Source organism: Pedobacter sp. ok626, assembly GCF_900100435.1.
Lineage (GTDB): Bacteria > Bacteroidota > Bacteroidia > Sphingobacteriales > Sphingobacteriaceae > Pedobacter.
The window spans coordinates 65,542-90,047 of record NZ_FNEX01000010.1 but is presented as its reverse complement, the minus strand read 5'-3'; the positions used below and the strand labels follow the sequence as shown (position 1 = coordinate 90,047).

Here is a 24,506-nt window from a genome sequence, read left to right as displayed (position 1 = left end):
TATTTAAGACATAACGATTATCCTCCTTCCTTCAATTTTAAAGTGAACGAGTCCGGTTAACTCCAATCCTTTTAGCAGTTCTGATAACTCTTTATTTTTTGAATACACACCACCAAAAACATGTTCATTTATTTTACCTCTATATTCAATATCAACATCGTACCAGCGCTCAACCTGTTCCATAATCTCCTGAATGGTATTTTCCCTGAACACAAAATACCCGTCTTTCCAAGCCACCACTTCCTGCACTTTAACTTTAGCTACGCTGATCCCTTTTGAGACGGCTGTTCCCTGCTCCCCAGGTTTTAACATCACAGCTCTATCCTGCCCATCCCTTAGCTTTACAGCACCTTCCAGCAAAGTTGTTTTTGTAGCTGCGTTTCCGGCATAGGCCGACACATTAAAGTGCGTTCCCAATACCTCCACATTTATACTGCTGGTTTTAACTATAAAAGGCATTTCCTTATTACGGGCCACTTCAAAATAGGCTTCCCCTTTTAATTCAACCAAACGAGTTGCACCAGAAAAAGCTTCAGGATAGGTCAATGTAGATTCTGAATTTAGCCATACCCATGTACCATCGGGCAACTTCACCCGGTATTTACCTCCTCGGGGAATAGTTATCGTATTTAAGGAAGAGCTTGAAGCGGATTTTGCGCTTGTCCCAGCTTCGTACACAAGCATTCCATCGGTAGTTTTCTTGATCAATGTCTTACCCTCATCAGACAGTACCCCATTCTTCGCCTCATCCAACTGAATTTTGGATCCATCGGCCAGAATCAGTACAGCTTTATCCGTTCCAGGCTTAATCGGACGCTGCATGTGTGCCATTGAAGTAACATTTGAGGGTTCTGTGTATCGATTAAAAAACAAAATTCCAACGCTTACAGAAATTAACAAGATAGCGGCAACCGCCCACCACTGACCTGCAAACAAGGGCTTATAGATTTTCTTTTCAGCAATAGTTTGTTCAATTTGTTGAAAAACTCGCCCTCTTATTTCTTCTTCTTTTAAAGATTCATTGTAAGTCGCGCATCCGTCATCATCGCGAATTTTAAAGGCATCTTTATTACTGAGTAGTAGTTTTTCCTCCTCAGGACTACAACAACCAGCAATATACTTCTCGGAAAGCTTAATAAACTCTTCAGGCGTCATTGATTGCTATGATTTATATTTGGTTAGTATCGTTTGTTATAAAGAGTTCAATTCTTTAACGCAACACACATACTTTCAAAAAAATATTTAATCATATGATTTAAGCCCAGGCCTCAATTTTTGTTATAAAAGGTAAAGCACTAATGTACTTTACCTTTTATCTATCCCTTTTATTGAAGTGTGTCGTTAGAATTGCCCACAACGATTTGCAGATTTGCGATGGGCGGGGCTTGGCATTTTATCTGGTTAGTTGTTTTAGTCGAATCATTTTATAGGAATATTTATCTTCCTCTATAATCTCAAATCCCATTTTGACGTACAAATTCTTTGCTGGGTTTAATTTCAATACACTTAAAATTGTCTTCAAATTATTTGCCTCTGCTTTTTTTATTATTGTGTTTAATATCTTTTGTCCTAGTCCAAGTCCCTGGTGTTTAGGGTCAATTTGGATTTGAATGATTTCGATTTTTTTATCATCTTCTTTTGATTTCAAAAGTCCAATAGCCTTATTATCTAAAAGAATAATTTTAGCCTCATTGAATTCATATTTAATTCTATCTAAATGTTTTTCAACACTTGCTTCAAGTCCTGAATTTACAAGATGTTCCGTCATTGTTTTTTGCCGTAACCAAAGCAGATAGTCAATATCATTTTCGTTTGCTTGTCGAAATGTCAATACTTGTTCTGTCATATTAATTTTTTGAAGCAAAATAGCCTTCATTGGCAATTTAAAACTTTTAAAAACGATCATCTTCAATTATTTTTGGGGGCTGATAGGATTGCCCCCAAAAATATAATGTAATCAGTTGGATAAAAACTACAATTTATCCAGTATCGCCTCAAGCGCCTTCACACTTAAATCCCTTCCAATAATTTTTCCATTAGGATCAACCAAAACAGTGGTCGGATATTTTGCAATAGCAAACTGATTAAGAGACACACTTTTATTACCCTGCATATCAATGACCTGTAACCAAGGTAACTTTTCTTTTTCAAGATCCTTAGTCCAGGCTTCCTTACTATTTTCTGTAGCGATACCTAAAATTTCAAACTCCTTATCGCGATACTTGGCATACAACAATCTCAAATCCTTAAACGCAATGTGACAAGGACCACACCAGCTACCCCAGAAATCAATCAGTACATATTTTTTCCTTAATGAAGAAAATTTCAGCGGTTGATCTTTGGGATCATTTAAAGTAAAATCTTCTACAAAATTACCAACTGCAGATTGCTTACGGCCATTTAACTGGCTCAGTAAATTACGACCAAAAAAATTATCCATTGCCGCCGGAGAAACCTTCTTATACAATCTTTCCAATACTTCCAGATCCAAATTCTCTGCGTAATTCTGCAGGATCAATGCAGACGCAAAAGAGTTCGGATGCTCATTTACGGTCTTAATAGCTTGTTCTTTCAATAACAAATTATAAGCAGCTTTTCCCTTATTGTATTCAGAGATCATATCTTTAAACTTTTGCTGCGTAGTATCGCGCTTCATGTCATACAGATAAGCTTTTCCGTATTTAGCAGACAGGTCATTTATCAACTTTTCGTAAACTGGGTCAGTAGCCTTTACAACAGCATCAAAAATAAAAAAGTCTTTACTCCCTTTAACGGCCGAATTGTCGAAACGCTCTATGTTGCCCTTGATCTCCATCTTCGAAGGACGATCAAAAGGAACCGTTAGCACGCTATAGTCTCCCTTTGTCTTTTTTTCATATCCACTGTAAAAACTATAAATACCGGGTCCCATAAAAATACGTGAAAAAGTAAAAGTTCCATTCACAATTTTGGCGCTGTCCCGAACTGTCGTTGGCGCATTGGAAAATAGATAAACATATTGACCATTGTATCTGGTTGCAGCTGTTCCTTTAAAAACAACCTTTTTTTCTAGCGCAGTATTTTGTGCAACAGCGCCTAAAGCTGTTGCACAAATAAAAAGTAACATATAAAGTGATTTACTCATAATATTCATATTGATCATAAAAAATAAATTAATCCACAGGATTTGGTTCAATTAAACCGTTTGCATTAATTTCAACTATAGGAATAGGAAGCGTTAGCGAATAAACAGACTTGACACCAGGTCTTAATGTTTTTAAGGTAGCAAGAGGAAGCCTACGCAAGGCAAACCAATCCAAGCCACTTTCCTGCAGGAAATTTTTGCACACTTCCTGCACTACTAATAATTGCATAGCCGCTGGGGTAGTTGCCTCATCCACAACAGTAAAATCAGAGATTCCTGCACACGTTAATACTTTCTTTAAACGCGACTTAGCTAAGCTAAGGTCGGCACCTGATAAAGCAATAGCCTCGGCCTGTGTTAAGTAAGCTTCTGTTAACCGGAAAGCATAGCTGTTACATACCAAGGGCGTTTTTACGGGCTTAATTGCCGGTCCAGAATAATACTTAGTTACAGAAGGTAATATCCCATTTATGTTTGCAGCGTCTTTATACATCCAGGCCTTTCTTGGGTCATTAGCCAACAAATCTTTTAAAGCAGGAGTAACATAATAATCTACACTTGTATTATTCAGGTAAAATTTCCAACTGTCATTGGGGAAAGGTTGTACTGACAACATAACTTCCTGACTTGCAAATCCTTTTACTTGAAACAAGTCTTTTAAATTCGCTTCCAGCTTAAAAGAACTATTATTAATGATGTCTTCAGTTAAATTAATGACCTGATTGTAATCCCCTGGCGCCCCTCTGTTAATCAGTACCCTGGCCTTAAGCATTTTTGCTACCCAAACATTCGCATAATGGATTTGAGTATTTAAAGGTGGCAAAGCAGCAATTGCCTCGTCCAAATCTTTAAGAATTGAATGATATGTTGCCGCAACGGTACTTCTAGGTAACTTTACATTATCGGCAGAAACAAACTCATCCCTCAATATAATTCCATACTTGCTATTTACATCATAATAATGGCCAAAATAAAGGAGCAGATCAGCATTGGCAAAAGCACGCAAAAACTTAGCTTCAGCAATCATTTGTTCTTTCCGCTTTGAAGGGATATTGCTTACTGGCCCTATATTCTTTAGAAAACCATTGGCCGCATTCACTATATTGTAACCGTACTTCCATTTACTTACAAGTACCGGACTGGAATTACGATAAGCCATATTCATGAATCCATCCTGACCATAAGAATAAGCCAAAGTACCGGAAAGTTCTGAAGGCAAAATTTCATTTACTGAAATCCATTTAACAGACTCTAAGCTAGCGTAATCCAAACCTACATTTGCAAAAGCGTAATACACGCCATTTAATACCGTCTCAGCACTTTTAAGGTCAATGATTACATTGCCATCTACTAACTTATTTGTAGGAAAAACATTCAATTGTTTTTCACATGAAAAAAATGTACATGCTAACAATAACAGTAGTAATAATTTGAATTGTATATATTTCATCTCAATATCTTATGTTAAAAACCAAGTTTAAATCCTAGTGAAAATGTGCGTACCACCGGATAATTGCTTACATCAAAATATCCCCCGCCTACACTAAATGTGTCATTAGTTGTCTCCGGGTCATTTCCAGGATATTTAGTGATGGTAAATAGGTTAGTTGCAGAAAGAAAAACTGAAGTATGCTGCAACCCTGCACGTTGCATCCACTTTGTCTGGTTAAGCCTATAATTCATATTTAAAGTCCTTAATTTTATATAAGAAGAACTGAAAACATCAATAGATGATGGCATGGGCATGGTACCTTCCAAAACCAATCGTTCACGGTTAGTCTCCTTATTTCCTGGATGGTATCGGTCTAACATCAGCGCATGCGAATTTGAAGTCCCATTAAACTGCCTGCTACTGATATGATCACCCCATAACAATTTGCCCCCCTGAGAAAATGTGAAGAACAATTGAAGATCCAGATTTTTGTAACTAAAACCTTGTGTAAAGCCACCATAATATTTAGGTGCAGCATTTGCAATAATAGTTTTTGAATCAGCAATTGCAGATTTACTTGATTTGAAGTATTCATAGTCCAACTTGTACATTGGATCACCAATACCTAAAAATGGATAAAATACAGTATTACCCGGACCTAGCTCTTTTTTATAAGCATCCAGTTGTTCCTGAGTTTTAATGATTCCGGCGTAGGTATAGCCAAGAATCATTCCTAAAGGCATTCCTTCTGCAATCCGGGTATTCTGCCATTCCAGGCCAGTCGTACTTCCCGACGGTCCCAAATTAGCTTTTGGATCCAGCCTGGTAACTATGGTCTTGTTCCAGGTTACGTTAAATGAAGCATTCCACTTAAAATCTTTACTTCTTATAATATCACCCTGCAAAGAAAACTCAAAACCCTGGTTTTTAAGATCTGCAGCATTGCTGAGTAAGAAAGCGTAAGAACTACTTGATGGAACTGGTAAATATAGCAAGGCACCATTGGTTCTCTTATCGTAATAATCAGCCGTAAGCTGTAGCCTATTGTTAAACAATGAAACATCTAATCCCAGATCTGTAGACTTTGTACTTTCCCACTTAATGCTTTCATTACCAAGCTGAGTTGGGATTAAAGCATTTGCCCCAGCATATGCCTTAGGGCTATACAAAGTACGGTACATCTGGTCGCCAATATTCTGGCTTCCTGTAAGTCCATAACTTCCCCTTATTTTCAGGTCATCTATCCATTTTACCTCTTTCAGGAAATTCTCTTTAGAGATTCTCCATCCGAAAGCTGCCGAAGGGAAGTATCCAAATTTATTGTTAGGGCCAAACTTTGAAGAACCATCTGTCCTACCTGTGAAAGTAAACAGATATTTATCCATTAGGGTATAATTTGCGCGCAAATAAAATGACAATAAATAACTCTGTGGCCCGGTAGGCTCATCGCCACGAGTAAACAAAGGCGTTATAGCAGAAGAAAGGTTATTTAGCGAATGATCATTAGGATATCCTGAAGCTGTAGCACTGAAGAAGCTGTTTTTTCTGGTTTCGTAAGATGTACCTGCCAAAATATTGATATCGTGAATGTCTGCTATACTTTTAGTATAGGTAAGTGTATTTTCCAAAAACCAATTGGTCATTCTGCTATTTGAGTTGCTTCCAATCCCTGACCTTTCTGTAGGTGTACCAAAATAGCTACCTGTCTGGATAAAACTAGGCATATAAATACGCTGGTTATAGGTCTGCATATTCATGGAGACCGTACTTTTAAACTGCAAGTCTTTTGTAATATCGTATAGTGCTGATAGTGACCCCAACATGCTAAAAGTCTTGGCATTGTTTGTTGCCTGCAACAATCCTGCAGGGTTTTGAAAACCCTGGTAGTCCTCACCACCCTGCCCAACAAAACTGGTTGGCATACCATTTTCGTCATAGGGTGCCAAATCCGGACGTGCCCTTAATGCTTGTCCATAAGCACCATCGCCAATATTCTGGTCGGTATAGCCTAAATTCAAATTGGTGATAAATCGGAACCTATTACCGATCTCATTCTCTAGATTCAACTTACCCGCAATACGCTGATAGTTTGTTGATTTTACGACACCAGGTGTTTGATTATACGAGATAGAGCTGAAATACTTGGAAGCTGCACCACCACCCTGTACAGAAAGGTCGGCATTGTGAGCAACCGTATTGCGTGTAACCTCCTTCAACCAGTCTGTATTCGCTTTACCAAAGAAGGTATCTGAATGATTTAAAATAGCGTCAATATTTTCCGGGATATAGTCTTCATCCGGATTTGCTTCCATCATTAAATTTTGCGCAGATTCTGTAAGCAGCATTTTGTATTGATCAGCATTTAATAATTTAGGTAATTTGGGTGTAGTAACTGTGGAATAATAATTTGCCGTAATCTGAGGTTTCATATCTTTTTTTCCTCTTTTTGTCGTAATCATAACCACACCATTAGCAGCTTTTGAACCATAGATTGCAGTAGAAGATGCATCCTTAAGGATACTGATCGATTCGATGTCCTCGACATTTAATCCACCCAAACTATTTAGTCCATTAGCAAATGCAGTTGATAAACCTGCATTCATACTTCCCATCCCATTGATCTCATTGCCAATAGGACTGCCCACATCAAATCCCGGATTGATAAAGCTGTTCGATACCTGAACCGGTACGCCATCGATAATGTATAAAGGGTCATTTCCACCAAGTAACGAACTGGAACCTCGTATCCTGATGCGTACAGCCCCACCTGGCGAACCATCAGCTTTAGTTACCTGAACCCCAGTGGCTTTTCCAGCCAGCGCATTATCAATAGTTGCAAAAGGAGCATTTTTTAAATCAGCAGCATTAACAGTAGATACAGATCCTGTTAAATCCTTTTTCTTGGTGCTACCATAACCCACAACTACCACCTGATCCAGGCTTGAGGTTTCAGGTTCCAGAGAAACATTTACCGTTGTTTGCTCTGCAACATAGATTTTTTTCTGTTGGTATCCGATATAACTAAATATTAGTAGATCGCCTTTATCAGCGTCTATACTGTAAGCCCCCGAACCCTCAGAAATTGTCCCCTTGCCTGTTGTTTTATTTAAAATGGTGACCCCAGGAACAGCCCTACCTGTTTCATCAGTAACCTTACCTTTAACGGGATTTTTCTGATTAAACAGTTGCAAAACCTTATCAGTTAGCGATTCTGACTTCTTTTTTACAACAATATTGTTGCCGTTGACAATATTGAATGTTAATGGTAGTGCTTTAAAATGACTGCTCAGTACCTCTTCAATACTCACATTTTTCACATTGATACTCATCCGCTGCTTATAAATCCCATTTTCATAAAGGAATACGTAACCCGTTTGCTTTTCAATTTCCTTAAAGACATTTTCGATAGGTACATTCCGTTCCGATAAGGAAACCTTCTGACTATACCCTGCAGCACTTGCCTGCATCAATGTTACAATTAACATCAAGGTGGTAAGTTTCATAACTCTTAATAGTTTTTCCGGGAACCATGCATCAGGCATAGCTCCGCTTATAAAGTTTAATTTCATTACTTTTGTAATGTTTGGGTGAATAAAGAAATGGTTTAGTTGAATTGTTTTTATACCCTTTAATTGGGCGGCCCAGATTTTATGCGGAGGTGCTAGTAACACCTCCGTAATTTTTCCGTTTCCCTTCGATAAAATTTCAAGTTAATTTTTTAATCATATTTCGTTGGTTTGTTTAAGGTTTAATAATGATCTTTTGTGGTATTTGTTGATTCTTTTTTTCCAAAACGAAGTCCAATCCTAATAACTTTAGGACTTCCAATGCTTGATAAGCATTCACATTTCTATACAGCTTTCCTGAAAATTTCTGACTACTAAGTGAGCCCGTATACACTATATCAATGTCATACCAACGCGAAAATGTGCGTAAAATAGTTTTTAAGTCAGCATCTTTAAAATAAAACAGGCCATTTTTCCATGCAGTAGCTTGTTCTACATCAGCTGCTGTTACCTTTAATTCAGAATTCTTGTTTAAGACAGCCTCCTGTCCCGGACCTAGGATAACGCTGCCTATTGCTCTAGCTTTCCCGGAAGATGAAAGTAAAGAGACTTTCACACTACCTTCAAGCAGGGTAGTCTTCGCAACACCCTCATCTTTATAGCTATTCAGATTGAAATGAGTACCTAAAACAGAAATTTCCTGTTGATCAGTAACGACTACAAATGGCATTCTGCTATCTTTAATCATTACTTTGGCTACTTCAAAATAAGCTTCTCCTATTAACTGAACTTTTCGTTGTGAAGGACTAAATTTAGACGGAAAGATCAACTTACTATTTGCATTTAACCATACACGAGTCCCATCTGATAAAGTAATTTGGTAAGTACCTCCGCGCGGTGTTGAAGCCGTTAATAATTGGTTTTCCTGTTTAACATCTATATAGCTACCATCATTATAGGTTAAATCTGTCAATCCAACTACAAGTCCTGTTTTAGTATCACTAAGCGCAATAGCCTTGCCATTAGCAAGGGTTAATGTTGCTCTATTACGTCCAGGAGCATTGTCATTAATAGTTAATACAATCTGCTGATCTGAACCAAAATAATTTAGGCCCTTAATGAAAAAATATCCTCCTACACTCAATGCAATTATAATGGAGACTGCTATACTTATCCGCTTCCAAAGTTTGACTGTCTGATTTTTTGCGGTAAAAATATTCCGATGATCCTCTTGAATATTTAAAGTTACAAGGCTTTGCAATGTTTTGCCCCATATTATTTCTGAATTGCCTTCATTAAAACTGATCAGTTTCTTTTTCAATTCTTCTTTATGCATTAGACTATCAAACAGTTCTCTGTTACCTTGGCTTGCATTAAGCCAGGCATTGAGTTGTTTCTGTCCTTGAGCATCCAGTTCTCCTTTAACATGAGCGGAGAAAAGTAAGGCCATATCAAATTCATGTTCAAACATTCCAGTATGTTTCATAATTATCGCTATGGATTCGAACTTAAATACTAATCATTTAAGCGCTTATAAAACATAAAAACGACATTTCCTCCAAACGCCTAGTCAAAAATCATTTTTTTTGCACATAAAAAAACAGAATACAAATAAACAGCTGATTATCAGAAAAATAAAATTTAACTTATTTACTATTAAGGAATAAGATAACGGCAAACATCATAGCATCGGATAATCCTTTCTCTACAAATGCATACCGCAACTGCTTAACTGCTCTAGCTTTATGATTACGAACCGTTTTAACAGAGATATTTAACTGATTGGCAATTTCATCTGTTGTTTTATGTTCAAAATAAAGCAGTTTAAATACCTCAGCACATTTTTCGGGTAGTTCTTCTATTTCCCTATTAATGATATCCAGATAAGCCGATTCTGCCGCTCTTTGAAGTATCCTTTCATCATCACCTTCAAGCTGCCTTAAATACTCATCCTGCCAGCCGTTACGTCTCTTATTTTTCTTTAGGTAATCCAAACAAGCATTTCGGCAACTGATATAAAGAAAGGCTTTAATTTTAGTTGGATCTGAGTACTGTTCCCTAAATTGCCATAATTTCACAAAGCAGGAAGCTACAATATCTTCTGCTTCAGCATCATTACTTACCAATCCTATAGCGAAATAACGTAAAGATTTATGGTGTAAATCAAAAAAATACCGCAAAAGGTTTTCATCGTCTTTGTGAAAAGCCTCCTTTCCCCCATGTTCTATTTCGGTATTGTTTTTACTACTCATACATCACATGTTACTATAGCTCATGCAGGACAAATATAATAACAATCATCATGTTCCCCCCAATGCGGCTCCTACTTCAATAACATGGGTATAGAACAGCGAGTCAACCGATCAAAAAAAGTTAAAATATTTTAACATTTGTTAAAAAAAACAGACTTTCTGTTTCGCAACCAGAATGTTACAACTAAGGATTTCAGCCTAAAAGTTTCCTTTCAGTTAATCCTATAAACCCGGCCTATACCCGGCATTTACCCGGATATTACTCGGACACTGCCCGACTGGAGCCGAGTAGCATCCGATTAACATCCGTTAATATACTGTGAATTAAATTGCTTTAAAGTACAAGCAATCAAAAGCATGCGAGTTGACAATCAACAGCTTAGTGCATACTTTTAGAAAAAAAACAAAAAACTATGGCAAGAATTAATAACGGTATTTTGGGTGGCTTCAATGGTAATCTCGGTCCAGTAGAGGGTTATGTAAGGTATGGAGTAGCTTATGTTAGGTCAAAGAAAAGAAAGCGTACAAGTCCCCCAAGCCCAAAAGAGAAAATTCAAAGGAAGAGAATGGAAGTAGTGAATAATTTCGTCAACAGTATGACGGATTATGTTCGAATAGGCTTTGAAGAAGCTGCCGAAGGTAAACCCATTTCGCCCAACAATGCAGCTAAATCCTACCAACTCTTACATGCAGTTCAAGGCGAATATCCTGACATCAGCATTAACTACGCTGCAGCGCGTTTAACTCAGGGAACCATTGAGCTGCCATTAAACCCAATTGCAATAGCCGAAAACAATGGTGTTCGCTTTAACTGGACTTACGACACCGCATTAAACTGGAGCGACAGAAGCGCACGAGCAATGTTATTGGTATATGCAGAAGAAACAGGAAAATCATATTACCTGTTTTCCGGTGCACGTATGACAGAAGAGACAGATTTTTTAGAATTACCAGCAGAAGTAAAAGGCATGAAACTTCATGTCTATATGTCTTTTATTGCAGATGATAGAAGAAGTTTAAGCAACAGTATTTACCTTGGTAACCTTGTTATGGAAACTTTAGATTTAAACACCATGGAAATATCAACAGAACGGGATTCAGAACAATCTCAAGATAAGCTATCCGGCAAGCAATATTGGGACGCCAAATGGCTAAGCAATGCGACTGGCTGGGATATTGGTTATGCTTCACCAGCCATTTGCCAATATCTTGACCAATATCCCAATAAGAACGCTGCCCTATTAATACCTGGTTGTGGCAACGCCTATGAAGCGGAATATTTAGTAGAGAATGGATTCACGAACATTACTTTAATCGATATATCACCGGAAGCCGTTAAAAAAATACGTCATAAATTTGAGCACAATCCACAAGTAAAGGTATTGGCTGAAGATTTTTTTCAGCATAAAGGACAATACGATCTCATCATCGAACAAACATTCTTTTGTGCAATTTCACCAAACAGAAGAAAAGAATATGCTGAAAAGACAGCATCGTTACTCCATGAAAAAGGAAAAATAATCGGATTACTTTTTGACAAAACGTTTGAACAACAAGGCCCTCCATTTGGTGGCTCCAGTGCTGAATACCGCCCTATTTTCAACCCCTATTTTCAAATTAAGACTATGGAAAAATGCTATAACAGTATTGCACAAAGAGCAGGTTCAGAGGTGTTTATCATTTTAGATAAAATTCAATAAAATCGAGGACAACTTGCTTTTCCTCCAAAAAAGAGATCGTTTATGGATACTCATTAGGCCGCGTACTTAGCAGACAGTTCAGAAACTTGTCTTAGAGATTGAACGGCTCTATATACATGGTTGATAACAGATTGATAACGGATTCCAAGTAACACGGCAATCTGCGGGTAAGTCAGTTCATCATAGAACCTCATATTGAGTATCTCTTTTTGTTTTGCGGGAAGCCTGTTCAGTGCAGATTGTACAAGACGTTTTGTCAACCGCTGTGACTCGTCCGAAACAATAATGTCTTCTGTAGAAGAAACAATCCCAGGCTCTGGCATACGCACCATTTTTGATTCTCGTTGCTTTTCCAAACGTATATGATTCAATACGATTGATCGGGTGGACCTGTAGAAATAACCCTCAACGTTTTTTATTAGTCCTATCTTTTCCTTGTTTACCCAAAATTTAGTGAAAAGGTCCTGTAAAAGATCGTTTATAAGATCATTATCATTGAGCATTCTGGATGCATGAATAAACAGTTTAGGATAAAGATTGGCATGTAAAACTGCATAATCCTTTTCACTTCCGGCAAGCGAGCCGTTCCACAAAGCGATCAATTTCTCCGACATCATAGCGTATCAATATTTGGTTGATACGAAGATGCGGACCAGCTAAAAAAAAGAGGGGTATAAATTCATACAATAGGAGTGCATTTTCGACTAACCGGTTTAGCATGGCAAAAAACCCATTTTTTTGAGGCTATTATTTCATTTTATACCGGTTATTAAAAGATTTCCTATGCCTTTTAATAAACTCTGAGGGGGTCAGCCCAAACAGCTTAGAAAACTGTTTTCCAAAATATTTGGCATCATTGAATCCAGACCTGAAGGCTACCTCAGTTACATTATGATCTGAATTGATCATGAGTTCTGCAGCCTTACGCAGCCTGATGAATCTGATAAACGAATTTACCGATTGTCCGGAAATGGATTTCACACGTTTATACAAAGTAGAGTGGCTCATTCCCACCTCCTCTGCGAGTGCTTTGATACCAAATTCAGAATCCGTCAGATGCACTTCTACAACCTGTATACAGGTATCCAGAAATTTCTTATATTCCTCAGAAACCACCACTGAATTTGACTGAAGTGTGATTTCATTAAAGAAATAATTCTGCAGATTGCTACGGTTCTTCAGGAGATTGGCAACTCTTGCTATCAGGTATTCACGCTCGAAGGGCTTGTTGATGTAATCATCTGCGCCTTCATGAACACTTTTAAGCTTGATCTCCTGGGATGAACTGGCCGTAAGGAGGATCACCGGGATATAAGAAAGCAGCGGATTGGATTTGATGTTCTGACAAAGTTCAATCCCATCGATGCCCTGCATCCGGTAATCAGTTATGATCAGGTCAGGAAGCTTTGTACTGGCAAGCTCAAGTCCCTGCTCCCCGTTTTCCGCTTCGTAGACAATATAAGAACTCTTAAATAAGCCTGTTATATATTTTCTGATATCCTGTTCGTCATCCACGATTAAAATAGACTGCCTGTCGCTAACCACATTGCTTTCAAGGATGACCATCTCACTATCCAATTGTTCGTATTCGACCGCAGCATCGAACTCGGTAAATAATTCAGATCCCGGTTGATCATCTACTGTAACTATATTATTGAGATGCGCCGTTCCTTTAAGCAGAATGATGCGAAAAAGGCTTCCACCATCCTTAAGATTCTCATAGGAGATCTTACCGCGATGGGACTCCATAAACTGCTTAGCCAAATAAAGGCCTATTCCAAAACCGGACTTATAACCTCCTTCGCTTCGCTCCGCCTGGTAAAAACGCTCAAATATTCTGTCTCCGGCAGCCTCTGGAATACCCGGCCCGGAATCCTCCACAGCAAGTATCAGCTCCTGATCAGTATCCATAAGTCTTACCGCTATCTTACCACCTTGCGGAGTGTATTTGAGCGCATTAGATAGCAGATTAAAAAGTACGATCTCTATCTTAATCTTGTCAGCGTATACCATCGCATCACTGGCTACAGAATCATAGGTGTAATCAATCTGATTTGAAGCCGCTTGTTGGGTAAAACAAAGGTAAACTTCCCTGCATAATTTATTCAGATCCAATCTGGAAGCCTGGATGTTGTCAAAACCAGCGTCAACTTTTCGAAAGAGCAGTAGCTGATCCACGAGGGTTAGCATTCTTTTTGCGTTACGTTGTATCATGTTGAGCTCATCAGCGTTTCCCTGCCCGCTGGAAATGTCCTTTTTGATAAGATCTCTAATCGGATTGATGATCAGTGAGAGTGGGGACCGGAATTCGTGCGAAATATTAGTAAAAAAGGACATGCGTTTTTCTGTAAGCGCTTTTTCCTGCTCATTGACTAGTCTTTCCTTCTCATGGGCGATGCGTTCCAGTTTCACTTCATATTCCAGCCTCGTTTGGGCTGTCCTGTATCGCTGATAAATATACAGAAGGGCAGCTACGACAGAGAAGTATCCCAGATAGGCCCACCACGTTCTATACCAAGGGGGCAGCACAGTGATCTTCAGGGCAATCTCCTTTTCTCCCCATTTCCCAACTGCGTTCGTACACTTGGCCCTAAAAACATAACTGCCTTCCGAAATGTGGGTATAGATCGCTTTCCTGTCCGTTCCTGAATTGTTCCATCCACGGTCCCAGCCCTCCATTATATACTGATAAGAGATTTTGTCTGGCGAGGAATATTCCAGCGCGGTAAAACCAAATGAGAATACGGCCTGGTCGTAAGGCACCTTAATCTCCTTTATGTTCTCCTTGTCCGTCTTCAGGATCAAATCTGGTTTTTGTTCCAGAGGAACATTGTTGATGGTGATATCAGTAAGAAAGAGATTTGGCTGGGGGCTGGGAGGTACAATCTGGTGAGGATTAAAAATACTGAAGCCTTTTATGCCACCAAATACGATCTCACCTGATTTGAGCCTGAGGCCGGCGTTAACCTGAAACTGGTTACTTTGCAGCCCGTCACTCTGGTAAAAATTCCTGAAAGTCCGTTTCCTCAGATCCATAGCCGATATCCCGTAATAAGTACTCATCCAAAGATTCCCCTGGTTATCCCCTATAAGGGTTAATATCGAATTGTTACTCAACCCTTGAGCAGTAGTAAACCGCGATAAAGCCTTGCCTTTTACCGGATCGAATAAAATAAGTCCACCTCCTTCGGTTGCAACCCAAAGCAGTCCATTCGTATCTTCATAGATAGCCCTAACGGTATACCCGACATCATAGAAAACATGATCTTTTCTTACTTTGTCAATCTTAACCAACTGGGTAAGGGTCCCCCCCCAAATCGTACCGTCCCTTGATTGCATCATGGTAAATAGATCGCTCAGCCGTAAATCAAAAAGTTCAAAACTATCGGTTGAGCTGTTTAGTCTGTAAAGTGCTCCATACACACTTCCCCTTCGAAGCGTTCCTGCCCAAATGTCCCTGTCCCTATCTTCAAAAACTGTAAAGGCAACCTTCATTTCGGCACCGGTATGAGGATTGATCAGCTTATACCGAGTAAATTTTCTGGTAACCGGGTCGAACCTATTAGGCCCCTCAGTGAAAGTACCCATCCAGATTTGTCCCTGATGGTCGGAAATCATCGTCGTGACCAGATCAGAAGAAATTGACCGGGGATCAGTGGACTTCCTGAAATTAGTAAAGCGATCAGTCTTCCTGTCCCAAATACTCAAACCAGCTCCATCAGTCCCAATATACAAACTTCCATCCGGCCTTTCCAGAAAAGCAGATATCGCGTTATTTCCTGGATTCTGTGACCAGGTCCTAAAGGTCTTCTTAAGAGGATCCACAATGGTTACCCCACTAAAAGAAGTCCCGATCCATTTTCTGGAATTATTGTCGATGAATATGGAAAATATTTGTTCCCCTTTCAGTCCGTTATCATTTTTTCCTACCGAAAGCCGTTCGACAGCATTTCGCTTAGGGGAATAAATATATACTCCATCGCCGTTGGTGCCCAGATAAAGCTCCCCATCTTTTTGTGGCGTTATGCTTGAAATGGTAACGGCTGCGAGCTCATTGTGCGGACCAGGCGCTTCCAGCATTTCTTTTTTTTTAATGTCGTAACGATATAGTCCATTAAAAGTCCCGATAAAAATCTGTTGATCTGCGATGGCCATAGCGATGGCAAGTCCTACCTTTTTATCGCAAAGGATCAGCCTACCGCTCTGCGGATCAAGGTAACAAAGTCCAAGGTTCTGGGCGAACGCCCACACCTTCCCATCCTTGTCTACTTTTACGGATTGAACGCCATAGGAGGTTGTCGGGATGCCATTCAAAACCAGGGGAATTTGCTCCGCAATAACGGAGCCTTTTTTACATACCAATAAACCCAGACCTTCGCTGCCAATAAGCATGGTATTTTGAGGACCGGGACTAATTTCCCTGATGACGTCGGTGATTAAAGCCACTTTACCTGTTGTAAAGTCACGGAACGCTGCCGTTCTGAACGTTCCCTTCAAATCGTTATAAACGCTTACTCCCCGCCTGGTACCAATCCAAACATTATGGTACGAATCGCTGTTAATGCTGTGAATAATATTGTGGACCAGTGAAAGTTTATTGTTGATCTGGTTTCTGAATACCTTAAAACCATAACCATCGTAACGGCTCAGCCCATCTTTGGTTCCGAACCAAAAGAAACCTCTTTTATCCTGATAGACCGATCTTACAAAGTTATTGGGAAGCCCATTCTCTATGTCTAAACGCCGCACCGTAGGTGGATCAAGTGCCGCACTCTTAAATAACACAGAAAAAAGTAAAAGAAAAGTTATAAAGGCTTTATGCACGTCAGTTCGAAATCTTGGCATCTAAAATAATCAAACGTTGTGACAATAGGAGATTTTTATCTGTATTGTAACCCCGGTTCCAAAAGTCTTCCTCACTATGGGGTTATTGCAATCTTCTGATAAGCCATTTGATTAAACCTGAATACCTTTCCTTTACTATTAATAACTGAAACAGGGGCCTCACAGCTGAAATAAAAAACCCCATTTTTACAAGTAAGCACCGCGGAAGTTTTTTCCGCTGCGCTTATCGTAAATCCTTTTCCCTTTAACTCGATACCATTTCCCAGGAAAAGCGTGTAATCTTTATTTTGTTCAGTTACGACTGCGTAAGTAGCATTAGCTGACATGCTGTTATAGACTACTGCTTCATCCTTTACTGATGAGAAAATATAATCTGTTCTACCAGTTTTACCTTTTACGATGAGGCCGACAAAATCAGCTGACGTATGATCGGGTGTAAACGAAGAAATCGATTCAATAGATTTACCTTCTTTTTCAGTGCTTGGCTCAAAAACAGAAACAAAAGGATGATTCCATGCCTCACCATGCTGACGTGCCGCAATCGTTAAAAACGGCGCCTTCTCCACATCATAAGGAAGTCCATGGCCTTCTTTCCGGAAGGCCTTGGTAGGGGGCGATTTGATAGAAAACACTTCCCTTCCCGGGTACCCTTTCATCCAGAGATTCATATAGACATGGTCGCCATCGGGCATGTTTATCTTCCATTCGGCCTTGTAATCTTTATCGGTAGTGACCGACTTTTTGTCCCACATGTAGTCCAATGCAAACAGATGCCCACCGGCAAAGGCCATTTCTTCACTCGGCTTCAACATCAGGGCTTGGTTATTTACATCTGTCACCTTCATTTCCTGCCCCAGATTGTGGTAAAAATAATCATGAAATTTATCACCCTGCCGCTGTTTTTTTGAACGAAAAATATCGATGTAATAGCCAGTTGATCCACTAGTCCGCACGATACTTAAAAACCGGTTTTGATCGCTCCGGCTCTCCGGTTCTAAAAAGTACACATCAGAAAACGTGATATCTTCGTAGTAGCCGTCTTTTTGCATCGGCTTCGGGTAACAGCTTAACAGATCAAATGCATGATTGCTTAACATTTCCGGATAGGCGGATATGCCATCGACCATCACGGTATTGTGCGCAGGAAACTGCGAATAGTATTCTTTATAATCCGGTTGGAAATAGGTTGATCCGATACCCGATTCTGCCCCCTGTACAAAGCCTTTGCCATACAATTCTATAGAAACCCCATTTGCATGCATGTGGTTCCCGAGCGATGCATTCTGCGAAATCATTAATCCATTCTTCTTGTCGTCATAACCGCTTCGCTGCACAAACCAGCTTACATTAGGTGCATAAAACGTCTGCGTAATGAAGTCCTGGATTTTCCCCGATGTGATTTGTTTGTCTAGCTTCAGTGGCTTGCTGGTAAAAAAAGAAGCTACCTGAGGTGCAAGATTACCGGTAACTGATTTTCCTTCAGCAGCTTTGGGATCGAACAAACGATACATTCTGGTAAACGTAGTTTCATTTTCTTTTTGCTTATACTTTTGGGCCATTCTGACCATATCGCTAAAAGCTTCTGTATAAATCGGTCCATAATGTGTATCGCCAAAAGCGGTAATATCTCCGTTGGGAAACAGGTATTGTGGCAGCATTTCGACTGCTTTCACCATGATAGGTGTATAAGGCAACAAATTTTGGTTAAAGGTATTGTCATAATCACGGATAAAATTTGTCAGGTCTTTGGTCACCCCCTGTGAATAACCAGGTGATTCGGCCCAGACACCAGTATTTTCATCGTAACCATATTGCATAAATTTAGTCAGTGACCATTGACGGGCTGAAGTTTTGTTTAAGATATAATCAATGTAATACTCACGCCCTTTGCCATCCGCATATTTTTTGTTTTCCTCCAGAACCATGGCTACTTTCAGGATAAATTTGGCCTGATGCAAATTCCAGTTATTCTGGGGAACGCCATTTTTTATCGTAATGTCTATCCACTTTTTTAATGTAGCTTCATATTGATCTGTTTTGTCCTTATATTTTGAGCTTACATATGGATACAGGAAATCATACAGATAGGCAAGCTCATTTAAAATGCGTTCCTGGATCACTTCAAAGGTTGATAAACCAACCAATGTTTGGGCGTGGCTGTTGTTTAAATCAACAGGCTCATTTCGGTAATACATCCCCATCATATAGGTGTCAAAAATAGCGTAGGCAAATTTCGCGTACTTTTCATCACCGTAAAGCCAGTATATAAAAGCAGCATCCTTCCCCAATCCCATAATCTGTTCGTTAATGCTTTCTATACCTGAGGCATTAGCTTGTTCGCCCCATTCTAAAGGCATACCAGCCTTTTTTGTGTTGTGAAAATATACGCCTTTGGTGTCATCCATATAAGGAATGATGTCTTCCAACTTTGGTCTGCTGTACACGCTGGCCTGCCCCCTGCTACTACCAAAACGAACAGTTGGTACAGGCGCCGTTCCATCTGCATGTGAATATACCCCGCCTTTAATGTATACATTTGTAGCTCTGCTTTTCCAATACATCATTAATCTGGAAGGCATCCAGGTTGGATCAGTAACATGCTGATCAACGTATTTATCGATGCGACTTTTTATACCTTTCAATACCTCCTGGGCCCATTTTTCCTCTTTAATCTGTTTCTGTACATTATCTTTACCCGCTGCAGTCGTCATCAGTCTGGGATGAGTTTTAGGTAAATCAGCAGGCAATGGGATGAGCTGCGCCATCGTCACCTTCGTAAGCAGTGCAGCAATGATCAGGGTATATATTTTTTTCCTCATGTTAATTTATCATTTTTTCAGCTGGGGAATAATAGGCAGCGCCAAGCAGGGCTCCTGCCTCCCAAAGCTCGGCAATTTTAAGCGGGGTTGCCAGACCATGCTGCTGCAAGTGATTTTTTACATCATCCAGAAACAAGTTATGTGTTTTAGCGATATTCCCTCCGATGACCACCACTTCAGGTTGTTCAGTCTGGATAAATGACGCTAAAAACGTCGACAAATTCAATGAAAATTCTGCAAAAACTGTTTTAACCGCTGGTTCAAGATGATATAATTCGACCATGGCTTCCGTTCCATCTATTTTTTTACCGGTCAGCTCCTGGTAGCGTTTCACAAACCATCGCGTAGAAATATAGTCTTCCGCTATACCATCTTTGAAAGCAGAAACACCAAGACAGGCATCCTTCGTGATCCCAGCTATGCTGACAGCTGAGCCCAAGCCTGTACCAAGTGTAATTCCAATTGCTATACGATTTGTCTTCGCAGCACCACAAAAAACCTCCCCATGGAGGAAAGCTTCAGCATCATTGCGAAATAAAATATGCTGAGGGAGAATCGAGAGATGTTCCGCCAGGCATGTTCTGATGTCCAGGCCATAAAGGGATTCATATTTATTCATTCCTTTGATCAAAGAAATACCATTTTCATAATCAAAAGGACCAGGCATAGCCAGTCTTAAGCCTGCAATTTCAGAAGGAGCGCCAGAGATCACCTCCTTTAATACCTCAACCCAGGTATTGATAATTTCTTCCGCAGGACCATTTGAATTTACACGGCTCCTGACTCTTGATTCCTCCAGCACACATTGTTTTTCAAGGTCAACTAAAGCTGCGGTTATATGTGAACCGCCAATATCTATCCCAACTATTAATCGTTTTTCAAAAAGAAGCATCTGTAATTATTTATTTCTTTTAAGACACCTCAATGGGAAAGTTATACTCAAAAAAAATGAATAACTTATCCATACTTTACACCTGAGTAGAGTCCCTAATGATCAATTCGGCAGCCACCTCAATTTTTTCTAAAGTTTGCGGACTGGCTTTAGCGTCCAGCATTTTTAATAAGGCATTGATGGACTGCTGCGCCAGTTTTTTAATCGGCTGGGCCACAGCCGTTATTGTTGGAGAGTAAATATTAAAAACCTCGTGATCATCAAATGCCACTACAGCTACATTTTCAGGAGTACGCATTTTCAACTGGTTTAGTGCCTTAATACCGCTGAAGGCCAGGTAATTTGTTGCAAAAAAAATGGCATCAAGCCCTTGGTTCTTACTGATAAACTTTACCAGCTCTTTTACCTTTTGGTCAAAATCACTGCTGAACGCGATCTTTTTAATTAGCGGCACAAGCTGCGCGTCGGCAATTGCCTGCAAATAGCCTTCGCGGCGATCATGCATCTGGCTCTGATCAGAATCCAGCTCAACAAAAGCAATATTTTCAAAGCCCTGTCCCGTCAGATATTTGGCAGCATCGTAGCTTGCCTTATAGTTATCAAGGATGACATAACTGGTGTCTACACCTTTCAAATACCTGTCGAACAGTACTACGGGCAAACCATCATCCATTAAGCCCTGTACATCCTTTCCCAGGCCTGCGGGAGCAGTAATGATGTAACCATCGACATGTCGCTCCCTGAACATCCTGATCAGCTCCTGAGTTTTCTGCAAGTCGTTATCTGTACTGCAATAAATGATCCGGTATCCATTACGGTAGGCTAATTCTTCTATGTGATAAGCAACCTGGGCAAAGAAATAATCGGAGATATTTTCTACCATCAGACCAATCATCATCGTTTTTCCAGTACTTAGACTTTTGGCCAGCTGATTGGGTTTATAATCCCTTTGCTTGACATATTTCATCACCCTTTCTGCAAGCCCATTACTGATCCGTTTCTCTTTTGCCTTACCATTTAAGATAAAGGAAATGGTGGTTTTTGATATATTCAGTTCAGCAGCAATATCGCTTATCGATAATCTCTTTGCCATTGCTATAGTTTATTTTTTATGAGATGGACTATGTATATAAGTGTAGCCATCTTGTTTTACAACAGATGGCTACATTTGAATATGCAGAATTCAAAAAGACTATTTAGAATACATTAAAGTTCCAAAGCCGAGCTGATCATATCCTCCACTATTCGGGCCATATTGACTACCTCCCCCTTCAGGGCGAACTTTCTCTGCAAAAAGCTGACTGTATTTAGCGCCGACGCCTTTCAGCTTCGCATAGTGGTTATATACAAGCTCCCAGGAAGGCCTTACATCTCCACGCGATACAGCAGAAACCTCAGTAAGGGTTTCAGAACTCGCGCAGTTCGCATTAAAATATCTTACGTAAGGGCTAAATGGAACTGTATAAGGAAAAGCACCGCCTGCATCTGTATAATTATATTTTGCCGTGTACTCGCACAAGGATAAAAACTTGTTGTTCTTATATGCAAAAAGATCTTCGCCAACATTGTATGCCATTTGGCAGAACGACCCCAACAGTGAGATCACTAAAACACCGTGTCCCTGATCTCTGCCGCTTTCCTGTCCCTGCCCAAGAACCTCCCCGTTCACATTGTGAGTAGATGTTATGGCATTATCTATATTTCCATTACCTACACCTCTTTTAAAATATGTAATCGCAAATTCTATTTTAGCCATATCGTCAGTCAAAATCCCGATGGCCATTACCGCGCACATATTTGCAGCATCCCAGTTTGTCCAATAATGCGAGGGACAGGTACCATTATGGCGTTGCAGAAAGTCTGAGGCCACTGGATAAAAAACGTCCAGCATCCATTGCTTATAGGTATTAAAATCTGCAACAGCCCAACCACTATATCCTCTAACGAGTTCAGCTGCATTGGCAAAACTTAAACCATAAATCCCAGAGGCGAGAGCCTTGTTGCTGTCTCCGCTTATCGACTTGCATACACGTGCCCAGGCATTTAATATTTCTACGGCTTTAGCTGCGTACCGGTCATCACCGGATAATTTCCATTTTAATCCCATCTGGTAAGCCGCATGCGAATCACGCATAGCATTTGCGTAATTGTCCGCTTCAGGTTCCTCCAAAGATCCTCCTCCACGGATCAGTTTTACCGTAGGGCTTGCAGTGTAACTTAGATTCAGTAAAGTACTACTGTTCAGTTTATCGTAGCCATCTTTCCATGGAGCCAACCCAGCATCCACTTTCGATTTCACAAAGGTAAAGTCTGCAGCTGTATGTAACATTCCAGGATGTATAATTGCTAACTTACCTGTAATGACCGGTTCATTAACCTGTTCAGTTTGGGGATTCACCAGCTTGTAAAAGTCCTTCTTGCAGGACATTGCCACCATAACCAAAAACACAACAGGAATAGCGACTTTAACAATATTTTTAATCATGACAAAATAATTAGTTTTCTTATTAATTGATATATGCTTGTAGCTCTGCTACCGATTTAAATGTTTTTATCCAATACACCGGATAAGGCGACAGTGGGTTTTGTGCTATGGGCATATCAGCCACACCTACACTAATTTGACTAAAAGTGTAAGCTGCAGTAGTTGGCAGGGTAAAGCCACTTGTGCCGAAGGTATTGCTCGCAGCCATATCCGCATAGTAAACTGTCAGCCCGTCTTTACCGGTTAAAGAAGGCATCACATTATTTCCTCCTCCTGTAGTCTGTTTCCATCTCCCCTGGTTGGTATCAAAAAACACGTTACCATTTACGGGCAAAGGACGTGTGAACTTAAAGGCGATAACCGGATACTTACCAATATTTAACGTAGTATTTGTCCGCCTAAAGTCCCCTCTGCGACTTGGTCCGGTAGGATTATTCATTGTCATCCAAAGCACGTTATTTTGAACTGCAGCCGTAGATCCGCTCGAAGAAGCAATCCATCTTGGAGTTACCCCATCAGTAAAGGTATCGTTGATTTTGCCTTCCATAACGTTAATGGTTAAAGTAGTAGTTACATTGCCACCATCGGTACTGGTTCCTGTAATAACCGCCTGTCCGATAGCCACACCAGTAACAATGCCGGTGGAAGTTACAGTTGCGATGTTAGTATTACTACTGGTCCAGTTAACGAGCTGTTTGGTTGCTGCTGCCGGAGATACTCCATAATCTATAACCAATCTTTCATCTACTGCTATACCATCCGTTAATACGGTATTAATATTAATGGTCTGTATGGGCACTACTTCGATTACTGTAACAGCAACTGTCGCCATTGCACTGCTGCCATCGGCAGGCTTTACAGTTATATTAGTCGTGCCTGGTGCAACACCGGTTACCGCTCCGCTTTGGTCTACTGTAGCAATGCCTGGGCTACTACTGGACCAAATTAACCTTTTATAAGTGGTGTTGACTGGGAGTACCGTAGTGGTTATGGTAGTTTTCACTTTTGGATAGGTATTTAATGCTACAGGACTAGCGACAATACTAGTGGCATAAATCACTTTGTCGATCACTGTAATCTCTACACTTGCCTTACGTAACCCTCCATCGGTGGATTGAACTGTGATTGTTGTAGTACCCAAACCGGCTGCAGTTACCACACCATTTTGGCTAACTTTGGCAACGCTTTCATCCGCACTGCTCCATTGCAGCTTACCATTGGTAGGTGATTGTGGACTGGATGATATGGTTAAAGTTGTATCCTTGCCAAGTAGTAATGGAACATTAGCATCCTGATTGACGGAAAGCACATTCACCAAAGTATTTTCTTTGGCTATTTCGTCCACCCAGCCACTTTGCTTGCATGAAGAAATGCAGAAAAGCAGGACAAAGCTCATAAGCGAAAGTCCAACATTCAAGCTATATATAGATTTAATTCGTTTCATATATTTA

At 40.0% G+C, this 24,506-nt stretch carries 15 protein-coding genes; 1 reads left to right on the top strand and 14 read right to left on the bottom strand.

The features are described from left to right. Positions 1-3 precede the first annotated feature (3 nt). From BLS35_RS15075 to BLS35_RS15045, 7 genes are all read right to left on the bottom strand, one after another. A complete protein-coding gene (locus BLS35_RS15075) occupies positions 4-1,155 on the bottom strand; it encodes a FecR family protein (protein ID WP_090782465.1) in 1,152 nt (383 codons plus the stop codon). Between the two features lie 238 nt (positions 1,156-1,393). Continuing rightward, positions 1,394-1,906, bottom strand: coding sequence for a GNAT family N-acetyltransferase (locus BLS35_RS15070; RefSeq protein WP_207909118.1), 513 nt, complete (start codon positions 1,904-1,906; stop codon positions 1,394-1,396). 66 nt (positions 1,907-1,972) lie between these two features. Next, positions 1,973-3,124: a TlpA family protein disulfide reductase gene (locus tag BLS35_RS15065; protein WP_165973319.1), complete on the bottom strand. Its 1,152-nt coding sequence runs from the start codon at positions 3,122-3,124 to the stop codon at positions 1,973-1,975. Between the two features lie 28 nt (positions 3,125-3,152). Beyond that, positions 3,153-4,574 (bottom strand): RagB/SusD family nutrient uptake outer membrane protein, encoded by a 1,422-nt coding sequence (locus BLS35_RS15060; protein ID WP_090782461.1) that lies wholly within the window; start codon positions 4,572-4,574, stop codon positions 3,153-3,155. Between the two features lie 14 nt (positions 4,575-4,588). Further along, positions 4,589-8,125, bottom strand: coding sequence for a SusC/RagA family TonB-linked outer membrane protein (locus tag BLS35_RS15055; protein ID WP_090782459.1), 3,537 nt, complete (start codon positions 8,123-8,125; stop codon positions 4,589-4,591). 172 nt (positions 8,126-8,297) lie between these two features. Continuing rightward, positions 8,298-9,548 (bottom strand): FecR family protein, encoded by a 1,251-nt coding sequence (locus tag BLS35_RS15050; RefSeq protein ID WP_090782457.1) that lies wholly within the window; start codon positions 9,546-9,548, stop codon positions 8,298-8,300. Between the two features lie 160 nt (positions 9,549-9,708). Beyond that, a complete protein-coding gene (locus BLS35_RS15045) occupies positions 9,709-10,314 on the bottom strand; it encodes an RNA polymerase sigma factor (RefSeq protein ID WP_090782454.1) in 606 nt (201 codons plus the stop codon). Positions 10,315-10,727: 413 nt separating this feature from the next. On the opposite strand from BLS35_RS15045, the gene BLS35_RS28185 reads away from it, so the two are divergent. Next, positions 10,728-12,014 (top strand): DUF6266 family protein, encoded by a 1,287-nt coding sequence (locus BLS35_RS28185; RefSeq protein WP_254778895.1) that lies wholly within the window; start codon positions 10,728-10,730, stop codon positions 12,012-12,014. Positions 12,015-12,067: 53 nt separating this feature from the next. Here BLS35_RS28185 and BLS35_RS15035 read toward each other — a convergent pair whose 3' ends face one another. From BLS35_RS15035 to BLS35_RS15005, 7 genes are all read right to left on the bottom strand, one after another. Then, complete coding sequence (locus BLS35_RS15035; RefSeq protein ID WP_090782452.1) at positions 12,068-12,631, bottom strand: RNA polymerase sigma factor; 564 nt, start codon at positions 12,629-12,631, stop codon at positions 12,068-12,070. A 130-nt stretch (positions 12,632-12,761) separates the two neighbouring features. Then, positions 12,762-16,859 carry a hybrid sensor histidine kinase/response regulator transcription factor gene (locus BLS35_RS15030; protein WP_090782450.1) on the bottom strand — a complete coding sequence of 1,366 codons (4,098 nt, stop codon included), beginning with the start codon at positions 16,857-16,859 and terminating at the stop codon, positions 12,762-12,764. A gap of 74 nt (positions 16,860-16,933) precedes the next feature. Further along, positions 16,934-19,678 (bottom strand): heparinase II/III family protein, encoded by a 2,745-nt coding sequence (locus tag BLS35_RS15025; protein ID WP_090782448.1) that lies wholly within the window; start codon positions 19,676-19,678, stop codon positions 16,934-16,936. Between the two features lies 1 nt (position 19,679). Further along, the gene (locus BLS35_RS15020) at positions 19,680-20,570 is read right to left on the bottom strand and encodes an ROK family protein (protein WP_090782446.1); all 891 of its coding nucleotides are present in this window, start codon (positions 20,568-20,570) and stop codon (positions 19,680-19,682) included. Between the two features lie 76 nt (positions 20,571-20,646). Then, the gene (locus tag BLS35_RS15015) at positions 20,647-21,663 is read right to left on the bottom strand and encodes a LacI family DNA-binding transcriptional regulator (protein WP_090782444.1); all 1,017 of its coding nucleotides are present in this window, start codon (positions 21,661-21,663) and stop codon (positions 20,647-20,649) included. Between the two features lie 99 nt (positions 21,664-21,762). Further along, a complete protein-coding gene (locus BLS35_RS15010; RefSeq protein ID WP_254778893.1) occupies positions 21,763-23,055 on the bottom strand; it encodes an alginate lyase family protein in 1,293 nt (430 codons plus the stop codon). A gap of 22 nt (positions 23,056-23,077) precedes the next feature. Then, positions 23,078-24,499 (bottom strand): Ig-like domain-containing protein, encoded by a 1,422-nt coding sequence (locus tag BLS35_RS15005; RefSeq protein ID WP_090782442.1) that lies wholly within the window; start codon positions 24,497-24,499, stop codon positions 23,078-23,080. Between the last annotated feature and the right edge of the window lie 7 nt (positions 24,500-24,506).